The organism is Endozoicomonas sp. (genome assembly GCF_965196975.1).
GTDB lineage: Bacteria > Pseudomonadota > Gammaproteobacteria > Pseudomonadales > Endozoicomonadaceae > Endozoicomonas.
Window position 1 is genome coordinate 5,591,352 of record NZ_OZ239981.1, and the last position, 18,016, is coordinate 5,609,367.

Below are 18,016 nucleotides of genomic sequence, written 5' to 3' on the forward strand. Positions count from 1 at the left end.
GAGAATGCTCAGGCGGGTCAAAGTCATCCATTTGATTAATAAGCAGTTTTATTACATCAGGTGATAGCCTGAATGAGTACAGTTGGCATCAAGCACTTTGCTCTAATACCTATATAGTACTGGAAGGGAGCAGAATATTGATAACTTAACCTACTCTCTCCGCCATTCCCCACTATTCATTAATGAAGAAGCAATAGAGATAACAATAGGTTATAGTACGCCGCTAATGATGTTGATTCTCATTTAAGGTAATCATGAGTAAGAAAGTAGCAGTAATCGAAGGAGAAGAGCTTGTGGCCATTGCTGAGAGCTGTCAGAAGCTGGTCAATAGCCATAAAACGTTAACTCTCTCAACCTTGTCACCGGATGGAAAGCCGGAAATCAGCTACACCCCGTACCTTCGCGGGGAAGATGGCACTTTTTATATATTCATCAGTGAGCTGGCGCATCACACTCCCAATCTTCAGGCCAATCCTGTCTGTTCAATCCTGTTTGCAGCCCCAGAGTCAGAAACCAAAAACCTGTTTGCCCGCGAGCGCGTCTTTTTCCACTGTCAGGCCGAAGAGCTGCCACGAGGAACCGAGAGATGTGATCACTGGCTGGACCTGATTCAGGAAAAATTTGGTAATACGGTTGAAGTGTTGCGTAACCTGCCAGACTTCCACCTCTTTGCCCTGAAGCCCCAAAATGGGCAATACACTGTTGGTTTTGGCAAAGCCTTCAAAATTAATGCAGATGGCTCATTCAGTCATATTGTTATCGATAAGAAAAAATGTAACTATTCAGCACCCTTCATATAAATCTGGAATTTTCTGATTTTTCGACCATCATCTTATACTCAATTTTTCTAACAAATCTCCAGTATGGAACCAGACTTCCCAGCTACTCCGTTTACCGAAGCTCTCCTTAAAGAGAATGAAGAGCTTCGGACCGAGAATGCGCTTTTACGGGAACGTTGCAGCGAACTGGAAGAAAGGGTTAATAAAAACAGTCAAAACAGTAGTAAGCCACCATCGTCAGATGGTTATCAAAAGCCCAGTAAAAAAGGGAGTGATAAAGGTGATACATCTTCCAAAGAAGCCCCCTGCTCCTCACAGGAAACACCGAACCCCAAAAGCCTTAGACCATCTTCAGGCAATAAACCAGGTGGCCAGAAAGGTCATCAAGGCTCTTGTTTGAGACGTGTCGCCTTACCCGATTATGTCAGGCATCTGAAGGTTGAAAAATGTTGCTGTTGCCAGTCTTCGCTTATCGATATTAAACCCACCAAATACATTGAGCGACAGGTTTTTGATCCAGGTAGACCCGGAGAATTTGAAGTTACCGCGTACTGGGCAGACGTTAAAGTATGTCCTTGTGGTAAACGGAACACCGCTGAGTTTCCCCAAGGAGTGAAAGCCGCTGCTCAATACGGAGAAGTGACTCAGGCAATGGCTGTTCATTTAAACCAGTATCACTTCATCCCATATCACCGGGTGTCTGAGTATTTCAATACTATTTATTGCATGAGTGTCAGCGCAGGCTCTGTTGCCAATTTTGTTGCCTATACCCATGAGAACCTGGCCTCTACTGAGCAGAGTATCCGCGATGCTTTACAAGAAAGTCCGGTTGCAGGAGCGGATGAAACTGGCATGCGGGTTGACGGTTCACTGTGGTGGTTACACATTATGCGAGATGACCAATGGACGCTTTACTACCTCTCAGAAAGGCGAGGTTGTGAAGCAATGGATGCAATGGGCATCCTGCTGACTTTTGCAGGCATTCTGGTTCACGATCATTGGAAGTCCTACTTTGCCTATGCGGCAGTGCATGTGCTTTGTAATGCCCATCATCTGAGAGAGCTTCAGGGAGTTGTCGATAGGGATGCGAATAAGCTGGCTCTGCGGCTGATGAAATTGCTTACGCTCTCCTGGCACTTCTGCAAGAAATACAAAGCAGCCGGTCTGACTCAAATGCCTGGTGCAATACAGCTTCGCATTGAGACGATATACGACCAAATCCTTCAAAGGGCTCTCACGAAGGAAACCGCTTATATGGAAAAACAACGACAGGTGCTTGGACGTAAGAAGGTCAGGAATACCAAGGCCTACAACCTGTTCAAAAGGCTTATTGAGTTTAAGGTTGAAACGTTGCGCTTCATGTCGGACTTTTCAATTCCCTTCGATAACAATGGCAGTGAACGTGATGCCAGGATGGCCAAACTTAAGCAGAAGATCTCAGGCTGCTTCAGAAGCGAAGACGGAGGTACCATGTTTACCCGAATCCGAAGCTATTTATCATCTGCTAAAAAGCAGGGGTTGAACATATTTCAGGCGCTTCTTAAAGCGGTTCGAAATTACAACAATACGCCTTTGCTGGGTGCTGAATAGTTACGAAAAAATAAAACGCATGATGAAAGTGTCTCAATCAGACACTTTCACTCTATACCAAGCCAGATCACCTTTCTGAACCGGTTACTTGTTGAGTCGGCTCAATCTTAAACAAAAGCGCTCTTTGCCTGGTATTACCCAAAACGCCTACAAGGTCCTCGGTGAAGCGCAATGCATCCTTACGGCTGTCAAACTCAATAGATACTGTCGCCACTGAAGGATGTTCACTGGCTGAGGCAAAAGGAGATAAATAAACCAATGTAGATGCCATCATCCCATATCTATCTGCTGCAGGTTCAATTTCAATTCCCAGAAAAACATAAAACTTTTTGTAACTATTCAGCACCCAGCAAAGGCGTATTGTTGTAATTTCGAACCGCTTTAAGAAGCGCCTGAAATATGTTCAACCCCTGCTTTTTAGCAGATGATAAATAGCTTCGGATTCGGGTAAACATGGTACCTCCGTCTTCGCTTCTGAAGCAGCCTGAGATCTTCTGCTTAAGTTTGGCCATCCTGGCATCACGTTCACTGCCATTGTTATCGAAGGGAATTGAAAAGTCCGACATGAAGCGCAACGTTTCAACCTTAAACTCAATAAGCCTTTTGAACAGGTTGTAGGCCTTGGTATTCCTGACCTTCTTACGTCCAAGCACCTGTCGTTGTTTTTCCATATAAGCGGTTTCCTTCGTGAGAGCCCTTTGAAGGATTTGGTCGTATATCGTCTCAATGCGAAGCTGTATTGCACCAGGCATTTGAGTCAGACCGGCTGCTTTGTATTTCTTGCAGAAGTGCCAGGAGAGCGTAAGCAATTTCATCAGCCGCAGAGCCAGCTTATTCGCATCCCTATCGACAACTCCCTGAAGCTCTCTCAGATGATGGGCATTACAAAGCACATGCACTGCCGCATAGGCAAAGTAGGACTTCCAATGATCGTGAACCAGAATGCCTGCAAAAGTCAGCAGGATGCCCATTGCATCCATTGCTTCACAACCTCGCCTTTCTGAGAGGTAGTAAAGCGTCCATTGGTCATCTCGCATAATGTGTAACCACCACAGTGAACCGTCAACCCGCATGCCAGTTTCATCCGCTCCTGCAACCGGACTTTCTTGTAAAGCATCGCGGATACTCTGCTCAGTAGAGGCCAGGTTCTCATGGGTATAGGCAACAAAATTGGCAACAGAGCCTGCGCTGACACTCATGCAATAAATAGTATTGAAATACTCAGACACCCGGTGATATGGGATGAAGTGATACTGGTTTAAATGAACAGCCATTGCCTGAGTCACTTCTCCGTATTGAGCAGCGGCTTTCACTCCTTGGGGAAACTCAGCGGTGTTCCGTTTACCACAAGGACATACTTTAACGTCTGCCCAGTACGCGGTAACTTCAAATTCTCCGGGTCTACCTGGATCAAAAACCTGTCGCTCAATGTATTTGGTGGGTTTAATATCGATAAGCGAAGACTGGCAACAGCAACATTTTTCAACCTTCAGATGCCTGACATAATCGGGTAAGGCGACACGTCTCAAACAAGAGCCTTGATGACCTTTCTGGCCACCTGGTTTATTGCCTGAAGATGGTCTAAGGCTTTTGGGGTTCGGTGTTTCCTGTGAGGAGCAGGGGGCTTCTTTGGAAGATGTATCACCTTTATCACTCCCTTTTTTACTGGGCTTTTGATAACCATCTGACGATGGTGGCTTACTACTGTTTTGACTGTTTTTATTAACCCTTTCTTCCAGTTCGCTGCAACGTTCCCGTAAAAGCGCATTCTCGGTCCGAAGCTCTTCATTCTCTTTAAGGAGAGCTTCGGTAAACGGAGTAGCTGGGAAGTCTGGTTCCATACTGGAGATTTGTTAGAAAAATTGAGTATAAGATGATGGTCGAAAAATCAGAAAATTCCAGATTTATATGAAGGGTGCTGAATAGTTACAACTTTTTTCTACCGACTACGGTAACAAAATACTGGAAATTATCATTTGAAGCATTAAGCATCTCCTCATAGTCATCATAATCACTAAACTCTACCAACCTCCAGCCATCCTCTGGAATCAGCATCTCTTCATCAAAGGTGATTTTATCTAAATTGGCCTGAGGTCTGAGCAATGTCATCGTTAAGCCCAGTTCTTCATTAACCAAACTGGAAACCACTCCTCTCGTGAACTTATGATGGAATTTGAAGCGGGACTTTATGCTAAGTTTGCTGACCTTTTCATAAAGATTCCGTACTTTTCGAAAGTGCTGACACTTTCTATGGCCTTGTGCATTCTTTGTATCAATATTTCGACAAGGATCAAGATGAGGATAAACATACGCCATTAACGGCAAATCATTTTGCCTGTGGCCTGAAACAAATTTTGCAAGTGGAAAAGAGGCAGGGTCATCATCAAAACTAACCTTAGAGCACATTCTCAACCGCCCGTTATATTGATTGATATTATTTATCAAAGGAGTGGTTTGAGTGATTTTAAAGGCTACCTGTTTTTTATACTCAGCAATATCTGCCGTATTGATGGTTGCTGTTCTTGTAAGGTATTTCCATATCAAAAGCGCAGGAAAAATGACACCTGTCCCCCATCCAGGATTTACTGCAACTGCACCTGCGCTACTTATAAAGTCAACAACAAACCCTTGTGTAGCCGACCGGGGGGGAGTGTTATCAGGCTTTACATAACTGTCTACTGAAATTCCAGTATCCCAGAGTGCCGCGAGCGAGAGTAGAAAGAGCCAACTACCTTGAGAGGATGCAAGTAGAAGACCGGGTGCATGTGAAGCAAGTCGTGAAAAGATGTCCCTTGTTAGAACCCGAAACGTTCTGGGGCTTTCCTGATGTTGAATATACATACCCATCGGAGTCTCCTCCAAGTGAGGACACATTTGATCAATAGTACTGTCTACAGAGTAAAGTTCTTCTGCTTTTAAATTTATTGGGATTATAAAAAACAACGCAGCAGTAAAAAGCCATAATAATCTGAGACTGATCATGATTCATGCCTAAGTCCGGACAAATGGTGGGCTAATCTTAGTTGACAAAAAAGCCTAGAAAGGCTGAATCATTTGCTCCTTATTCTGACAACCTGATATTCAGTAAAGTCCGGAACAGGTATCATCCAGAAATTTCCATGCCAGCGGCTAACAATTAGCACAAAAGTTTTATAAAACGGTCTAATAGATAAAGTAGTAACGAATATCATTTCTGTGTGCTTAAGCACCAAGAGGTATGAATGTCACTAGAAGCTAATGACAGTCGCTTTATGGCCAAAGCTATTCAGCTGGCCCGCTCAGGCTGGTATACGACCATGCCAAACCCAAGAGTTGGCTGTGTAATAGTCAATGCTAACGGTCAGATTGTCGGTGAAGGCTGGCATGAGCGTGCAGGAGAGCCTCACGCTGAAGTGCATGCACTTCGTATGGCAGGAACACAAGCCAGAGGGGCCACAGCGTATGTAACTCTGGAACCCTGCAGCCATTTTGGCAGAACACCACCTTGCGCAGAGGCACTCAAGGCTGCGGGTATCACTCGGGTTGTTGCGGCAATACAGGATGTAAACCCTTCAGTATCCGGTAAAGGCATGGCCATGCTTCAGAAAGCGGGAATAGAAACCCGATCCGGCGTTCTTGAAGATGAAGCACGAACCCTGAATGAAGGTTTTTTCAAACGCATGTCAACTGGCATGCCTCTGGTCAGAGCCAAGCTGGCCATGAGTCTGGATGGAAGAACCGCCATGGCCAGTGGTGAATCCCAATGGATTACTGGCCCCGTGGCACGCAGCGAAGTGCAGAAACTCCGAGCACAGAGCTGTGCAATTATCACTGGTGTAGGCTCGATTCTTAAAGATAACTCTTCTCTGACGGTTCGCCCCAGTGAACTGGGTTTAGCCAATGCAGAAGAGATCTGCAAACGCCAGCCCCTGCGAGTGGTTCTGGACTCAACACTGCAAACACCCGTTGATGCCAACGTCGTTTCAGGCCCTGGAAATTGCCTGATCGTAACCACCTCACAATTCTGCCCTGCGAAAAAAGCCCTGTTGGAACAGGCTGGCGCAGAAGTGCTGGTTTTAGACAAAGCTGAAGGCATAACGGATGGCAGAGTATGCCTCCCAGCACTATTAGCAGAACTGGGGCGCAGAGAGTGTAACGAAGTGCTATTGGAAACCGGAGCTCAACTTGCTGGCAGTATGATGGCTGAAAACCTGATTGATGAGCTGGTCGTTTTCATGGCACCGGTTCTGATGGGCTCAGAAGCAAGGCCTCTATTTAATTTGCCACTGCACAGCATGGCTGAAAAAAAGAAGGTTGTTATTAAAGATATTCGAGCCGTTGGTGATGACTGGAAAATCACAGTACGACCCATCTCAAAATAGCGATCACAAGCCCCTTTATGACCCATTTTTTTCACTTGAACGTTAATAGCCGTAAAAAAGTGGAAACGTTGCTGGAAACAGCTGTTAACACATGATGAAAAAGGTAGAATAGCGCACTCACAGCCATATGACTGTCAACAGCCTTAGGCCATTACACAGCCTTGTGCTAATCGTTAGCCACGAGCCGATTCACGCCTGGGCTGAAAAAAATTGCGCCGGAAACCACCGGGTATCAGAGGGACATTATGCAGCTGAACTCCATCGAAGAACTTCTAGAGGACATTCGCCTCGGTAAGCCTGTCATACTGATGGATGATGAAGACCGTGAGAACGAAGGTGATTTGATCATCGCTGCGGAGAAAATCACCCCGGAAATTGTTAATTTCATGACCCGTGAGGCAAGGGGGCTTCTGTGCCTGACACTGACCGGAGATCGCTGTGATTTCCTTGGTCTGCCTCAAATGGTGGGAGCATCTGACAACCAGTCTGGATATGGCACACCATTCACCGTATCTATTGAGGCGGCTGAAGGCGTTACCACTGGTATTTCCGCACAGGATCGAGCCAAGACCATTTTAACCGCTGTTGACCCACTTTCACGCCCGGAAGACATTGTTCAGCCAGGCCATATCTTCCCACTTCGCGCCAGACCTGGTGGTGTATTGAGCCGCGCAGGTCACACTGAAGCCGGTTGTGATCTTTCCCGTCTGGCTGGACTGACGCCTGCAGCAGCCATTATTGAGATCATGAACGAAGATGGCTCAATGGCTCGCCGTCCTGACCTGGAAGCGTTTGCAGAAAAGCACGACCTGAAAATTGGCACCATTGCCGACCTGATCCACTACCGGATCCTCCATGAAAAAACCGTAGAGAAGGTTGAGCAGCGCGTCATTAACACAGACTTTGGCCAGTTTGATCTTTCGGTTTATCAGGACAGCATCAGCGACTGCAAACATCTGGCGCTCAGCAAAGGCTATATTACTCCAGACTCCCCTGCACTGGTCCGTGTCCACGCCATGGAACCGTTCCGTGACCTTCTGGCAGCCCATAGTGAGGGCGCTCGCCCAAGCTGGTCCCTTCATAAAGCCATGGCCAGAGTCGCAGAAGAAGGCGCTGGAGTAGTTGTACTCCTGGATTCCGGCAGTCATCAGGACCTGGGGATGGCCCTGGAGCGCTTTATTGACGCCAATGAACGCACCTCTTCTGATGGCATGTCCAGAGCCTATCAGGCTATTGGTACCGGCTCTCAGATTCTTCGGGACCTGGGCGTTGGCAAGATGCGCCTGCTAAGCTCGCCAATCCGCTTTGCAGCACTTTCCGGATTTGATCTGGAAGTTGTGGAGTACCTTCCTTTCGGTGAGTAAAGGCTCATCTGATAGGAAGGCCCTCACAACAGAGTAAAGAAATCACAATGGGCGATATCTGATCATATAAACTGATCAGATATCGCCCATCTGTATTTAATGCAATAATTGCCTTTGCTATTGCAGTTTTTGGTGGTACACCGCACTTTGACTGCGTTGCTAACGAATGTGTTAAAAAGCGGTCTCGGGTTAATCTGGAAGATGAAATTCTCCCCTTTGATGCTCTGACTGTAAAAGCCAATCGGTGGCCATACACAAAATCTGGCAGCAAGGGTAGAAAGGCCTACGCCTTTCAAATGGTATCCCTTTTATAGAAACTGGAGGCTTGAGGTGAGCACCTCGCCAATGAATAACCCACAAGGCACCCCCTTTCAAAAGAAGAGCGCAGACCGGCTCAACCCATCGGCTCGCAGAAGAGCACGACAGCTGGCCCTTCAGGCTCTGTATCAGTGGCAAATTGCCAAATCACCACTGAACCAGATTGAAGCGCAATTCCGCACTGACAATGATTTCAGTAAAGTGGATGACGGCTATTTCAGTGCCATCATTCATGGTGTTCCCAACCAGGCCAACCAGCTTGATGAAGCGATGGCAGCCGTACTTGACCGCCCATTGAGTCAACTGGATCCAGTAGAGCTTTCAGCCCTGCGTATTGGTTGCTTTGAATTGATCAATCGGAAGGATGTTCCTTACCGGGTTGTGATCAACGAAGCCATTGAACTGGTTAAGCGCTTTGGTGCCCAGGACTCCCATCGCTATATTAACGGCATCCTCGACAAGCTGGCACCACGCCTGCGTTCTGAGGAAGTGCAAGCCTACCGTAAAAAATAGACAGATTATCCGTTTTGATAAGCTGCTTACGCTATGACTGACGTTAGGCACTGAAGACGACTTGACCATTTAACGGGGATTTATGGCCACTGGTGTAATGGGTGAATTTGAGCTGATAAAACGCTACTTTGCTCGCCCTGAGATCTCACAGATTCAAGGGCAATATACCAGCAGTATTCTTGGCATTGGTGATGACTGCGCGCTCTTTGACATCCCCTCAGGTATGCAGCTTGCCCAATCCCTGGACACATTGGTTGAAGGAGTTCACTTTCCCAGGGAATGCGATCCTTTTGCCCTTGGTTTCCGAGCTCTGGCAGTCAACCTCAGTGACCTTGCAGCCATGGGGGCAGAGCCGCACAGTTTTACCCTCGGTCTGACCCTGCCCCGGGTTTCTGAACTCTGGCTGAAAGAGTTCTCTGAAGGCCTGGCTCAGCTTGCCCAGCGATTTAAAGTTCCACTGATTGGTGGAGATACCACGAAAGGGCCTCTGACAATCTCTCTGCAGGTTCAGGGCCTTATCCCCAAAGGGCAGGCGTTATTACGAAGCGGTGCCCAACCTGGTGACCTTATCTGCATTACTGGCACACTGGGTGATGCAGCAGGGGCTCTGCCCTCGGTTCTGAACGGCGATACTCCGGAGACCTGTGGTGACGAAAGCCTTAAATACCTGTTAAATCGCTATTGGTACCCATCCCCCCGTCTATTTGCCGGGCAATGGCTGCGTCAGGCAGGTGCTACCTCAGCTCTGGATATTTCAGATGGGCTGCTGGGTGATCTCAGGCATATCCTTGAAGCCAGCAACGTGGGGGCAGAAATCGCGCCTGAGCTGGTCCCCAGATCTGCAGCCCTTGGTCAGTTCCACGATCAAGATACCGCTCTTAGCCTGTCCCTGACTGGTGGTGACGATTATGAGCTCTGCTTCACAATCCCTCGCACGTTGGCTCAGACTCTGCCGTCCAAGCTGTCAGATGACTGTCGCATTACCTGCATTGGCCAGATTAACGATGAGTCTGGGGTTATCAGGGACCCTCAGGGTAACCTGCTAACGGAAACCGCCTACTCTCACTTTTGAATGCCGAAAGAATATAAAGTCCATGACTAGCCCCATAACACCAAGAGAGACCTGTTGGAAAAACCCTGTTCACTTTCTTGCCTTTGGCTGCGGTAGCGGGCTGGCACCCAAAGCACCTGGTACCTTCGGTACCGTTGCAGCAGTGGCTTTTTACCTGTTACTGCAGGGACTGACTTTATGGGTCTATCTTGGAGTGCTGGTCGTCGCGACACTGATCGGCTTCTGGCTATGTGGACGTACGGCAAAAGATCTGGGAGTTCACGATCATCCCGCTATCGTCTGGGATGAATTCTGCGGCTTCTGGATAACCATGATTGCCGCTCCAGCAGGATGGCTTTGGATTCTATTGGGTTTTGTTCTATTCAGGCTGTTTGATATCTGGAAGCCCTGGCCTATCAGCTGGCTGGATAAAAAAGTTCATGGCGGTGTTGGTATTATGGTGGATGACTTGGTGGCCGGTGTCTTTGCATTTATATCCCTGCAGGCCATTCACTATTTCTACCTGAAGGAAGTTCTCACATAACCTGAGACCACAATCTGGCTTAAGCCTCTGTTATCATTAAAAGCAAGAATTACAAAAAAGAATCGATAATGAGATTTTCAGCCTTTCTGCTAGCCCTAATCATAGCTAGCTACAGTTATGCCAACAATATTCGCGTTGTTGGCCTTTTTTCAAATAAAGCTCTGGTCATGATTGATGGTCAGCGACATTTGCTGACTACCAATGGAAAATCGGTGGCAGGAGTAAAGCTTCTGAAAGCCACCAGCACCAGCGCAATTCTGGAAGTTAATGACAAAGCCATAACCTATCAGCTCAGCCGGGATATGAACGGAGGCATTCAAGAACCAGAAAAAGCCATCATCCAAATATCCCGAAATAACCGCGGGCAGTACATCACCCGCGGGCGGATTAATAATCACCCTATTGATGTTCTGGTGGACACTGGTGCTAATGTCCTGGCCATCAACTCCCAGGACGCCAAACGTCTGGGCATTAATTTTCAAGCAGGAAATCCCATTAAAGTGGAAACCGCCAGCGATCTTGTTGATGGTTATCAGGTGACTTTACAGAGCGTTTCCCTGGGAAGCATCCGGGTAAACCACGCAGAAGCAACCATTATCGAAGGCTCCTACCCTGACATCGTATTATTAGGCACGAGCTTCCTGAAACACGTCAAATTGTCAGAACATCGCGGAGTGATGCAAATTGAGGCGAATTATTAGTCTATTGACCCAGGTCAGCCTGTAGTTCTCTCTATCTCTATGCCTTATTACCATACTCGCTAGAAGCCTCACAGACTGATACAATCCGGTCACGAATTACTTAAGGAGCAGTGAGTGTCTGTTAGTTTTGTTGCAGAGTCTCGCTTACCCACGCCCTATGGCGAATTCATCATGTATGGCTTCGAAGACAGTGGTACGGGCAAGGAGCATCTGGCATTAACCATGGGGGATGTCAGTCAGGGGGAACCGGTACTTGCCAGGGTTCATTCCGAATGTCTGACCGGGGATGCACTGTTCAGCATGCGCTGTGACTGTGGTCCACAACTTCAAGCAGCCCTGGAGCGTATTGCTGAAGAAGGTCGAGGTGTATTGCTTTATCTGCGCCAGGAAGGCCGCGGCATTGGTCTGTTGAACAAGGTTCGTGCGTACCACCTTCAGGACAGTGGCATGGATACGGTTCAGGCTAACGAAGAACTGGGTTTTGAGCCGGATATGCGCAAGTATGACATGTGCAAAACCATGCTTGATCATCTTGGTGTTTCCAGCCTGAAACTGATGACCAACAATCCACGCAAAGTTGAATCTCTCACCAACCTGGGCATTCAGGTTGCCGAAAGAATTCCTCACCAGACAGGCCAAAACCCTCATAATGAGCGTTACCTGGCCACCAAGGTGTGGAAACTGGGGCACATGTACAACATGGCCTGAACAAACAAATAAAAAGGGAGCCAGATGGCTCCCTTTTTTCCATATTTTTTCACTGGCACGGCAGAGAGGTGATTAGAAAACGCTTTTCAATAAGCTTCTGATACCTCTTTGCCTTTGCCATGAAAAGGACAGTTGTTCAGGACAAACTATCCCAAAGCTGAAGTTGCTGTCTTGCCAAGATGAAATGACGTCAGCTTTATCCGCTCCATCCGGTCACGAACCGAACAAATAATACCCTCTTTGTCCAGTCCACACTGAGCAAGCTGTTCCTTATGGCTTGCCGCTTCAATGTAGGTATCAGGAATACCAAGATTCAGAACAGGCACATTAATTTCCTGCTTCTGAAGATATTCGATCACTCCTGAGCCTGCACCACCGGCAACACACCCTTCCTCGATGGTAACCAACAGCTCATGGTTAGCAGCAAGCTCTTTGATCAGCGCTTCGTCCAGAGGTTTAACAAAGCGCATATTCGCAACCGTTGCATCCAGCGACTCAGCAGCAGCCAGGGCGTTCCCCAGTAATGTTCCAAACACAAGAAGCGCTACTCGACTTCCCTTACGGCGAATTTCACCTTTACCAATAGGCAAAGGCTCTAGATCAGAGCAAATTTCAGCACCAGGCCCTGTTCCACGAGGGTAACGAACCGATGCTGGTCCGTTATAAAGAAAACCAGTAGACAGTAACTGTCGGGTTTCATTTTCATCACCCGGCGTCATCACCAGCATATCGGGAATACAGCGCAGATAGGCAATGTCATAGCATCCACCATGGGTTGGACCATCTTCACCCACCATTCCCGCACGGTCGATCGCAAATAGTACATCCAGGTTCTGAACAGCTACATCATGAATCAGCTGATCATAAGCACGCTGCAGGAAAGTAGAGTAGATAGCAACCACTGGTTTGAGGCCTTCACAGGCCATTCCCGCCGCCAGTGTGACAGAGTGCTGTTCAGCAATCGCTGCATCAAAATAACGCTCCGGAAAGTGATCCGCAAAACGGATCAGGTCAGAGCCTTCTTTCATTGCTGGCGTGATGCCCATCAACCGCTCATCCGCCGCTGCCATATCATACAACCACTGTCCAAAAACATTGGCGTACTTGGGCTTCTTGGGAGCAACCACTTTCGGGGTCTCTGTTGTCTGGGGCTCCAGCTTGGTAATGGCATGGTAGCCAATAGGATCCTGCTCGGCCGGGTTGAACCCCTTTCCCTTCTGGGTCACTACATGTAAAAACTGAGGTCCGTCGAGGTCTCTCATATTTTTCAAAGTGTGAATCAGCATGGGCAGATCATGGCCATCAATAGGACCAATATAGTTGAAGCCCATCTCTTCAAACAGCGTTCCGGGAATGACCATCCCTTTAACGTGTTCTTCGGTTCGTCTTGCCAGCTCCCAGGCATGAGGAATGACATTCAGAACCTTTTTACTGCCTTCACGAATGTGATGGTAAGTCCGACTGGAAAGTACTTTAGCCAGATAATTGGAAAGACCACCCACACTTCTGGAGATGGACATATCGTTATCATTAAGAACCACCAGCATATTGGCCTTTACATCCGCTGCGTGATTCATGGCTTCATAGGCCATACCCGCCGTCATGGCGCCATCACCGATAACCGCAACAGCACGTCGGTTTTCACCTTTGGCCCGGGCTGCAATTGCCATCCCCAGGGCAGCACTGATAGAGGTGCTGGAATGCCCTACACCAAAAGTATCAAACTCACTTTCTTCTCTTTTTGGAAAGGCGGCGAGGCCATCTTTTTGTCTAAGGGAGGACATTCTATCCCGACGGCCCGTCAGAATTTTATGAGGATATGCTTGATGGCCGACATCCCAGACCAGTCGGTCTTCTGGCGTATTGAACATGTAGTGAAGCGCAATGGTCAGCTCCACAACGCCAAGTCCGGCACCAAAATGCCCCCCTGTCTGCCCAACGGAATACAATAAAAACTCCCGCAGCTCCCTGGCCAGTTGTGGCAGCTGGGATTCTTCAAGTGCGCGAAGTTGTTCCGGATTATTTACCTGATCCAGCAAAGGAGTATCAGGCAGTGTCTTGGGTATCTCGTGAAACATGTGCTCGTAATAACGTCTGGGCTAATCTGCCGGCTGGCATTGTACACCCAACCTGACAGGAATAGCATCGCACAGTCTTATTGTGCCGCCTAGCCCGTTGATTTGACAAAGAGACAGGTTGGCCATGTGAAGAAGCCAACAGTGGTTTTAATAGCTTCTTCGAACAATGTAATCGGCAATCTGACGAAGAAAATCAGCGGAATGGTCAAACCCGAAAAGGGCACTGATTGCAGTATGATGAAGTTCTTCAGCATAAGCTCTGGCCTGCTCGAGCCCCATCAAAGAAACGTAAGTCGGTTTACCCAGAGCCATGTCCGCCCCCTGATGCTTACCCAACGTATCAGTATCAGCAATAACGTCCAGGATATCGTCCCGAACCTGGAAAGCCAGACCAATAGCCCTCGCATAGCGGTCCAGCGACTTCAGCTCATCGCCTTTCAACGGTCTGGCACACAATGCCCCCATACGGACACTGGCCCGAATCAGAGCACCTGTTTTGTGACTGTGCATGAGCTCAAGCTGTTGCTGATTCAGAGCGCTACCGGTTGCACACTGGTCCATAGCCTGGCCACCAGCCATACCAGCCAATCCCGACGCCTGGCTAAGGATATTAACCAGCTGCAATCGAACACTGTCAGCCAGCTTCGATTCAGGAAACAATTGGCCGTTACCAAGTACTTCAAAAGCCAGGCTCTGAAGCGTATCCCCCACAAGAATAGCGGTCGCCTCATCATATGCCTTGTGGCAGGTTGGCTTCCCTCTGCGCAGGTCATCATCATCCATTGCAGGCAGGTCATCATGAACCAGTGAGTAGGCGTGAATCAATTCAACAGCACAGGCCGAAGGGTTTGCCTGCTTAACATCTCCACCGAAGGCATGACAGGCGGCATAGACAAGTGTCGGCCGGACTCTTTTACCGCCGTTAAAGACACTGTATCGCATGGCTTCCAGCAAGCGGGGGCTAACATTGCTTTCATCAGGTAGAACCGAAGACAGTGCATCATCAACCTGCAGACGACACTGATCGATAAATATTGAAAGCGGTACAGGGCTTACCATCTTCACTAACCTCTATCCGCAGAAGGTTCGCCACCTGCTGCATCAAACGGCTCAGTGGTCAGTTCGCCATTTTGCTCAAGCAGCTTGTGGACTTTTTGTTCTGCATCTGTCAATGCTTTCTGGCAGTCCCGAGTCAATTTAATACCCTGTTCAAAGGCTTTCAGAGAGTCTTCCAGGCTCATATCCCCGGACTCCATTTTCTGCACCAATGTCTCCAGTTCAGCCAATGACTGCTCAAAAGCAAAACTCTCTGTATTTTTTGACATGAATGAGCCTGTTGAAGAAAACATTCACAACCCGTTCTCTACGAGTCACGACGATAGTAGTTGGCAAAAGTAATTTTCGCGCTGCAATTTTGCGACCATCCGCAATGATAAAACCATTATCCCGTTGGCCGATATTGAAAGCAATGCCTCAGCAAGATGATGGACTTTTACGATGGAAGATCAGAAGCGGAAAGAAGCATACCACAACTCAAGGCTGGGCCAGATTCTGATAAAAAAAGGATATCTATCCCCTGAGCAGCTTGATGAGGCTATTCATTTTTCACAAAGCGATGACAAGCGTCTTGGTGAGTACCTGATAGAACACCGCATGATATCCCGCTGGCAGTTACGCAGAGCACTTTCCAGCCAGAGCCAGCTTCGTTTATCCGTGTCCCTGTCAATGGTTCTGCTCACTCCGGTTTACAAACTGCTTTCGGAAGAATGCTCTGAGCCAGTTGATAGCACTCTGGAAATACTGCTTAAGCCTCTCCTGGTAGCAGCCTCTGCTTCCACATTTGAATTCGATCCTAAATTTTCGACCGTTGAAATCAATCAAAACGGCCTGATTCGGCTCCGTGTTCCAAGTTCACTGGGAGAACTGAGCTTCGACGGTCTTCGACTCAAAAAGGATGAAACAATAAACTATCAGGACCTGTCTATTGCAGATATTGAACTTACTGAGACCCGGTTATTTATCCGGACAATCCACAGCAATCCTGCTCCAGCTTTGCCTTAAACACAAAAAAGGCCGTTAAAAAACGGCCTGTATGGTTCTAACTATTTAGATCAGCATTAAACATCTGCAACTGCAGTACGTTTAACCTTAGCCTTATCCGTACTCTCTACTGGACCAGAGCTGTGCTCGGTCCATACGTCTGCATCCATGGTTTTATCAAGGAATGGGAACTTGCGACGATTGAATACAGGCGTCACACCGGATGTCACCTGCTCATCAAAGTCCTTAAGAACCTGAACAACAATACCAGACAGCACCAGAATAGCCGTCAGGTTAATCAGCGCCATGACCCCCATGGAAGCGTCGGCAAATGCCCATACGGTTGGCAGGTTGCTGGTTGCTCCCCAGATCACCATACCCAGAACCGCCATACGGTATACATTCACCAGCCAGTTATTGTCCATGATGAAGCGCAGGTTTGATTCACCATAATAGTAGTTGGCAATGATCGAACTGAAAGCAAACAACAGAATAGCCGCAGCTACGAGGTGCTTTCCAACTGGGCCAACCTGACTGACCAGAGCCAGCTGGGTCAGCTCAATACCGGTAACGGTAGTGCCATCCATTGCGCCGGACATCAAAATGATGGAAGCGGTTGCTGTACATACGATGATGGTGTCCATGAAAACACCCAGCATCCCCATAAGACCTTGATTAGCGGGATGATTTGAATGGGCTGTCGCGGCTGCGTTAGGGGCACTCCCCATACCAGCCTCGTTAGAGAACAGGCCTCGCTTGATGCCCTGCTGCATTGCCTGGGATACCGCATAGCCAGCACCACCACCGACAGCACTTTCAAGCCCAAAGGCACTCTTGATGATCAGAGTAAATACTGCAGGCAGCTCACCGATGTTCATAAACACCACGACCAGAGCTACCCCCAGATAACCAAAAGCCATGATCGGTACAATCATCTCAGCGACTTTGGCAATGGAACGAATACCACCAAAGATGATCAGGGCACTGACCATCGCCAGGCCGATACCGATTGCTTCAGCAGGAATACCGTATCCGGTGAATGCTGCAGCAATGGAGTTAGACTGCACACTGTTAAAAGCAAATCCAAACGCGATAATCAGGGAAATGGAGAAGATAATACCTAACCAGCGCTGCCCCAGGGCTTTCTCAATGTAATAAGCCGGACCACCACGATACGTACCATCACCGTTATTGGTCTTGTAGAGCTGGGCAAGAATATTCTCTGCAAGACTGGTAGACATCCCCAGAACCGCAATCAGCCACATCCAGAAAACAGCACCTGGTCCCCCCATGGTAATGGCGACCGCAACACCGGCCATGTTGCCAGTACCGATTCGTGCGGCAAGACTTGTACAAAACGCCTGAAACGGAGAAACGTGAGTAGAACAATCAGTCGCACGACTTCCCAGCATGGTTTTCATTGCCAGGGTAAACCGGCGAATTTGGACAAAGCGGGTTTTTACCGTGAAAAGCAGGCCTGCACCCAAAAGCAGGTACATGAGAATGCTGCCCCATAGCAGACCATTGATGGAGTCTATTAAGTTATTCATAAAATTTCCGGCGCATTGTGTATTCCCGATTTTTATTTCAAATTAAAATTTATAACATTAGGGAATAAACCTTAGGTAATAAGGACAAACACCTAAGAGACAGATGATAAAAATACTCTAAAAACACTCTGAACCCTTTTAAAAACAAGCCTTCAGACACCTAATCCGACTCAAACTATCAAACACAAAAATACGCACAAGCCGAAAAGCTAATACGCACAAACAGCAATCAATGCCATTGAAAGCCTGAACAAATCTTTAGAATATCTTTACGGTAAAATGGAACATTCCTTAAAAAAAACTAAAAAAAACAACTATTTCAGAATAACAAACTATAAAACAAGTTTTTCAGTAAGAAACAAAGAATGAATAAATCGGATATCAGTTAAATAACATTATTTGTAAAAATATTTCATTGC

At 47.6% G+C, this 18,016-nt stretch carries 17 protein-coding genes; 10 read left to right on the forward strand and 7 right to left on the reverse strand.

Annotated elements, in window-relative coordinates:
- The first annotated feature begins 254 nt into the window (after positions 1-254).
- A complete protein-coding gene (locus tag ACOCLE_RS24725) occupies positions 255-800 on the forward strand; it encodes a HugZ family protein (RefSeq protein ID WP_419534680.1) in 546 nt (181 codons plus the stop codon).
- Positions 801-863: 63 nt separating this feature from the next.
- Positions 864-2,369 carry an IS66 family transposase gene (tnpC, locus tag ACOCLE_RS24730; protein ID WP_419532963.1) on the forward strand — a complete coding sequence of 502 codons (1,506 nt, stop codon included), beginning with the start codon at positions 864-866 and terminating at the stop codon, positions 2,367-2,369.
- A gap of 67 nt (positions 2,370-2,436) precedes the next feature.
- Here tnpC (ACOCLE_RS24730) and ACOCLE_RS24735 read toward each other — a convergent pair whose 3' ends face one another.
- The 3 genes from ACOCLE_RS24735 to ACOCLE_RS24745 form a co-directional block, all read right to left on the reverse strand.
- On the reverse strand, positions 2,437-2,715 hold the full coding sequence (locus tag ACOCLE_RS24735) for a hypothetical protein (RefSeq protein WP_419534681.1): 279 nt from the start codon (positions 2,713-2,715) through the stop codon (positions 2,437-2,439).
- Positions 2,705-4,210 carry an IS66 family transposase gene (gene tnpC / locus ACOCLE_RS24740; RefSeq protein ID WP_419532963.1) on the reverse strand — a complete coding sequence of 502 codons (1,506 nt, stop codon included), beginning with the start codon at positions 4,208-4,210 and terminating at the stop codon, positions 2,705-2,707. The genes ACOCLE_RS24735 and tnpC (ACOCLE_RS24740) overlap by 11 nt, the downstream gene beginning before the upstream one ends.
- A gap of 85 nt (positions 4,211-4,295) precedes the next feature.
- On the reverse strand, positions 4,296-5,216 hold the full coding sequence (locus tag ACOCLE_RS24745) for a hypothetical protein (RefSeq protein ID WP_419534682.1): 921 nt from the start codon (positions 5,214-5,216) through the stop codon (positions 4,296-4,298).
- A gap of 374 nt (positions 5,217-5,590) precedes the next feature.
- Here ACOCLE_RS24745 and ribD point away from each other — a divergent pair, with 374 nt between their 5' ends.
- The 7 genes from ribD (at position 5,591) to ribA (ending at position 11,929) form a co-directional block, all read left to right on the forward strand.
- Positions 5,591-6,730, forward strand: a complete 1,140-nt coding sequence (ribD, locus tag ACOCLE_RS24750; protein WP_419534683.1) for a bifunctional diaminohydroxyphosphoribosylaminopyrimidine deaminase/5-amino-6-(5-phosphoribosylamino)uracil reductase RibD — start codon at positions 5,591-5,593, stop codon at positions 6,728-6,730.
- A gap of 245 nt (positions 6,731-6,975) precedes the next feature.
- Positions 6,976-8,094 carry a bifunctional 3,4-dihydroxy-2-butanone-4-phosphate synthase/GTP cyclohydrolase II gene (gene ribBA, locus ACOCLE_RS24755; RefSeq protein WP_066016000.1) on the forward strand — a complete coding sequence of 373 codons (1,119 nt, stop codon included), beginning with the start codon at positions 6,976-6,978 and terminating at the stop codon, positions 8,092-8,094.
- 345 nt (positions 8,095-8,439) lie between these two features.
- Complete coding sequence (gene nusB, locus ACOCLE_RS24760) at positions 8,440-8,925, forward strand: transcription antitermination factor NusB (RefSeq protein ID WP_419534684.1); 486 nt, start codon at positions 8,440-8,442, stop codon at positions 8,923-8,925.
- 82 nt (positions 8,926-9,007) lie between these two features.
- Positions 9,008-9,997 carry a thiamine-phosphate kinase gene (thiL, locus tag ACOCLE_RS24765; protein ID WP_419534685.1) on the forward strand — a complete coding sequence of 330 codons (990 nt, stop codon included), beginning with the start codon at positions 9,008-9,010 and terminating at the stop codon, positions 9,995-9,997.
- 22 nt (positions 9,998-10,019) lie between these two features.
- Positions 10,020-10,520, forward strand: a complete 501-nt coding sequence (locus tag ACOCLE_RS24770) for a phosphatidylglycerophosphatase A (RefSeq protein ID WP_419534686.1) — start codon at positions 10,020-10,022, stop codon at positions 10,518-10,520.
- Between the two features lie 167 nt (positions 10,521-10,687).
- Positions 10,688-11,221 (forward strand): retropepsin-like aspartic protease family protein, encoded by a 534-nt coding sequence (locus ACOCLE_RS24775; RefSeq protein WP_419534687.1) that lies wholly within the window; start codon positions 10,688-10,690, stop codon positions 11,219-11,221.
- A gap of 114 nt (positions 11,222-11,335) precedes the next feature.
- Positions 11,336-11,929 (forward strand): GTP cyclohydrolase II, encoded by a 594-nt coding sequence (gene ribA / locus ACOCLE_RS24780; RefSeq protein ID WP_419534688.1) that lies wholly within the window; start codon positions 11,336-11,338, stop codon positions 11,927-11,929.
- A gap of 146 nt (positions 11,930-12,075) precedes the next feature.
- On the opposite strand, the gene dxs is transcribed toward ribA, so the two are convergent.
- From dxs to ACOCLE_RS24795, 3 genes are all read right to left on the reverse strand, one after another.
- A complete protein-coding gene (gene dxs / locus ACOCLE_RS24785) occupies positions 12,076-14,007 on the reverse strand; it encodes a 1-deoxy-D-xylulose-5-phosphate synthase (RefSeq protein ID WP_419534689.1) in 1,932 nt (643 codons plus the stop codon).
- A 147-nt stretch (positions 14,008-14,154) separates the two neighbouring features.
- The gene (gene ispA, locus ACOCLE_RS24790) at positions 14,155-15,066 is read right to left on the reverse strand and encodes a (2E,6E)-farnesyl diphosphate synthase (protein ID WP_419534690.1); all 912 of its coding nucleotides are present in this window, start codon (positions 15,064-15,066) and stop codon (positions 14,155-14,157) included.
- Between the two features lie 5 nt (positions 15,067-15,071).
- On the reverse strand, positions 15,072-15,332 hold the full coding sequence (locus ACOCLE_RS24795; RefSeq protein WP_419534691.1) for an exodeoxyribonuclease VII small subunit: 261 nt from the start codon (positions 15,330-15,332) through the stop codon (positions 15,072-15,074).
- 172 nt (positions 15,333-15,504) lie between these two features.
- Here ACOCLE_RS24795 and ACOCLE_RS24800 point away from each other — a divergent pair, with 172 nt between their 5' ends.
- Positions 15,505-16,068 carry a hypothetical protein gene (locus ACOCLE_RS24800; RefSeq protein ID WP_419534692.1) on the forward strand — a complete coding sequence of 188 codons (564 nt, stop codon included), beginning with the start codon at positions 15,505-15,507 and terminating at the stop codon, positions 16,066-16,068.
- A gap of 56 nt (positions 16,069-16,124) precedes the next feature.
- On the opposite strand, the gene ACOCLE_RS24805 is transcribed toward ACOCLE_RS24800, so the two are convergent.
- Positions 16,125-17,597, reverse strand: a complete 1,473-nt coding sequence (locus ACOCLE_RS24805; RefSeq protein ID WP_419534693.1) for an alanine/glycine:cation symporter family protein — start codon at positions 17,595-17,597, stop codon at positions 16,125-16,127.
- Positions 17,598-18,016: the final 419 nt, after the last annotated feature.

Excerpts from the sequence above, each read along its gene's own strand:
- ACOCLE_RS24725 (WP_419534680.1), top strand. The coding sequence starts at position 255 with ATGAGTAAGAAAGTAGCAGTAATCGAAGGAGAAGAGCTTGTGGCCATT.
- tnpC (WP_419532963.1), top strand. The coding sequence starts at position 864 with ATGGAACCAGACTTCCCAGCTACTCCGTTTACCGAAGCTCTCCTTAAA.
- tnpC (WP_419532963.1), bottom strand. The coding sequence starts at position 4,210 with ATGGAACCAGACTTCCCAGCTACTCCGTTTACCGAAGCTCTCCTTAAA.
- ACOCLE_RS24745 (WP_419534682.1), bottom strand. The coding sequence starts at position 5,216 with ATGGGTATGTATATTCAACATCAGGAAAGCCCCAGAACGTTTCGGGTT.
- ribD (WP_419534683.1), top strand. The coding sequence starts at position 5,591 with ATGTCACTAGAAGCTAATGACAGTCGCTTTATGGCCAAAGCTATTCAG.
- ribBA (WP_066016000.1), top strand. The coding sequence starts at position 6,976 with ATGCAGCTGAACTCCATCGAAGAACTTCTAGAGGACATTCGCCTCGGT.
- nusB (WP_419534684.1), top strand. The coding sequence starts at position 8,440 with ATGAATAACCCACAAGGCACCCCCTTTCAAAAGAAGAGCGCAGACCGG.
- thiL (WP_419534685.1), top strand. The coding sequence starts at position 9,008 with ATGGCCACTGGTGTAATGGGTGAATTTGAGCTGATAAAACGCTACTTT.
- ACOCLE_RS24770 (WP_419534686.1), top strand. The coding sequence starts at position 10,020 with ATGACTAGCCCCATAACACCAAGAGAGACCTGTTGGAAAAACCCTGTT.
- ACOCLE_RS24775 (WP_419534687.1), top strand. The coding sequence starts at position 10,688 with ATGATTGATGGTCAGCGACATTTGCTGACTACCAATGGAAAATCGGTG.
- dxs (WP_419534689.1), bottom strand. The coding sequence starts at position 14,007 with ATGTTTCACGAGATACCCAAGACACTGCCTGATACTCCTTTGCTGGAT.
- ispA (WP_419534690.1), bottom strand. The coding sequence starts at position 15,066 with ATGGTAAGCCCTGTACCGCTTTCAATATTTATCGATCAGTGTCGTCTG.
- ACOCLE_RS24795 (WP_419534691.1), bottom strand. The coding sequence starts at position 15,332 with ATGTCAAAAAATACAGAGAGTTTTGCTTTTGAGCAGTCATTGGCTGAA.
- ACOCLE_RS24800 (WP_419534692.1), top strand. The coding sequence starts at position 15,505 with ATGGAAGATCAGAAGCGGAAAGAAGCATACCACAACTCAAGGCTGGGC.
- ACOCLE_RS24805 (WP_419534693.1), bottom strand. The coding sequence starts at position 17,597 with ATGAATAACTTAATAGACTCCATCAATGGTCTGCTATGGGGCAGCATT.